At 32.3% G+C, this 2,360-nt stretch carries 2 protein-coding genes; both read left to right on the forward strand.

Annotated features, from left to right (window positions below):
* Nucleotides 1–315, forward strand: a 315-nt coding sequence (locus HOG71_02585) for a hypothetical protein (protein ID MBT5989716.1), incomplete at its 5' end; no start/stop codon positions are given.
* A 408-nt stretch (nt 316–723) separates the two neighbouring features.
* Complete coding sequence (locus HOG71_02590; protein MBT5989717.1) at nt 724–1,437, forward strand: hypothetical protein; 714 nt, start codon at nt 724–726, stop codon at nt 1,435–1,437.
* Nucleotides 1,438–2,360 lie beyond the last annotated feature (923 nt).

Below are 2,360 nucleotides of genomic sequence, written 5' to 3' on the forward strand. Positions count from 1 at the left end.
AAAAGGTGGTTGGATGGTTACCCAAGGATAGTTTCATTGACGGGGAACCCAAACGTTGATCAATGGGCAGATACAAATGGTTTTAGGGCAAAAAAGCGAAATAGGAAACCGCTAAAGGAGTGCGCCCCATCTGAGTGTTATCACCACACCATAGTCAGGTTCAAAATGAAAATGAAGGAAAAAGGTTCAGCACACAAGTTATCCAAAGAAAACAAAGCAGAGAAACTTGGAAAAAATTTAGAAAAAATATTTCAAAAAGTAAAAACACTAAATCCAATTGTAAAAAGTAAATGGAATGTGAAGGAGCTACTTTAGTTGATGCCCATTTTTAGATTTTTAAATTCAGGTTCATTTACGGGAAGTTATAAATTGAACCCTCACTAAACAAATAAAAGAGAGAAATATGAATATATATCAAAGAATAATACTAGTTATCGTTGCAATGATATTGGTGTTGATGCTGATATTTCCGCCATTCCAGTCACTTACTCCTGATGGTATAGTACTTAATGAAGGCTATTCATTCATAATGAAACCCCCAATTTTTGAATCATATACTGGGAATTATATCTGGCCGGTAAATGTGAGTTTACTTTTATTACAATATTTAATAGTTAGTACTGTTGGTGGATTGATATTCCTGGCCCTCAAGTCAAAGCTGACACACTAAATCTGTTAGCAATTGATGTATAAAACCAATATGACAAGCAAATGAAATACTATATGGACACAGAATATCCAAAATTAATGGATTTGTACTATTCGTACAAGGGTGACGAGGATGAAAAATTCTTTACTCAAATTCCTTACGAATTATCACAAGTTCCACGTGAGTACGACGAATATGAGAATGATTTATCACTCTTAGATCCTACAAACTATGAGATATTTAAGAAGGATTTACTTACTTGGGTGGGTGATAGTATAAAAGACAAATTCAAAGAATTAAAGGGATTTAAGTACTTGAAAGAAAGTGGTGCAACAAATATAAAGTATTTGGAACCAAACAACGAACATAAAATGCCCGATCTACTAGCCACATTTTCTGAGATAAATGATACAATTCTAGAAGTAAAATCAATAAATAATTCAGATGATGATAAACGAATGTGGAATGAATTAGCAAAAAATAAAGCAACTGCAAAATCTACTATTATATGTCTTAACGCTGCTTTGAAACAAAAAATGAGAGATTCAATAAATACTGCCCTTGAACAATTATCCTCGTATCCCGAGACTACAGTCAATAAAATTATCCTATTAGTAATAGCCTTAGATACAAATAATGCATTCTCAGAGCAAAATTGGATAGATTTAGAGAATTTTCTAAAAGAAATAGCACGAAATCAGTCTAGTGTAAAAATGGTATGGTATTATCATCGTTTTGGAAAAGATATCAGAAATGAATTAGGGTTAACTGGGTTCTTAACATTATAACAAAGTTTCAAACATATAGAAATATGGATTTCTAATACAACACCACCGCTACCATCCATGTATTTCTTCCTGATGCTGTATGACAAACGCCTGAGCTGGTCCACACTTCATTTATTTCTGAATAAGTGAGAATTTATAAAAAGAATTTAAATAATTCAGAAATTTATAAGAGCCGATAGGGACCTTAAAAAAACATGATACGGGCTTTGTAAGGTCATGTAGAAATAGCTTGGTCTACCCTATTCCTAGGACCCCTAATGAAGTCCTCAGATAGGACCTTAGAGAGACTCACCTTAAATAAATCCTCAAAGAAAAACCTCAAATTCTAAAACTTGAAAAATATTGCTAAAATAATTCAAAAAGTAAAGAGACAATTAATTTACCAGTAAGTCTATGAGAGGTGAGGCTAAATGGATGTAGAACGATGAAATAGAATTTATAGTTAAAAAAACACAAAGTAGAAAACACATGGCAACATAGATTAAAATGCTAAAAGCAAAGGGTACTCCCTCAGATTAAGTGAAAATCCCAATCAAGACATATACTGGCAATACTTAAAAATCCCCCCACACTAACCCGTAATTGATAGAGATATTATGAACTATAAGATTGAGCACTACACAGATGATTGTGAGCGCATAACAAGTAAACATATATAAATAATCTTTTTCCAATCTACAAATAATTAGTAGATTCATGTTCGTTTTCGAAGGATATTACTCAATTTAAAGACATGAAGATACATTTACATATTTAAAAATAATCAAACCTGTGGGATTCTTGCGGGTTTTTTATTTAGGAGAAACCCATGAAGAAACTGTTAATAATTATTGCAATATTATTCCAAACGACTATCGCTCAGAACATGTTTAAAGATGTGGAATTTGTGATTGGGTATAACCGATCAACACTTGTTTCAAATG

The organism is Bacteroidota bacterium, from assembly GCA_018698135.1.
Lineage (GTDB): Bacteria > Bacteroidota > Bacteroidia > CAILMK01 > JAAYUY01 > JABINZ01.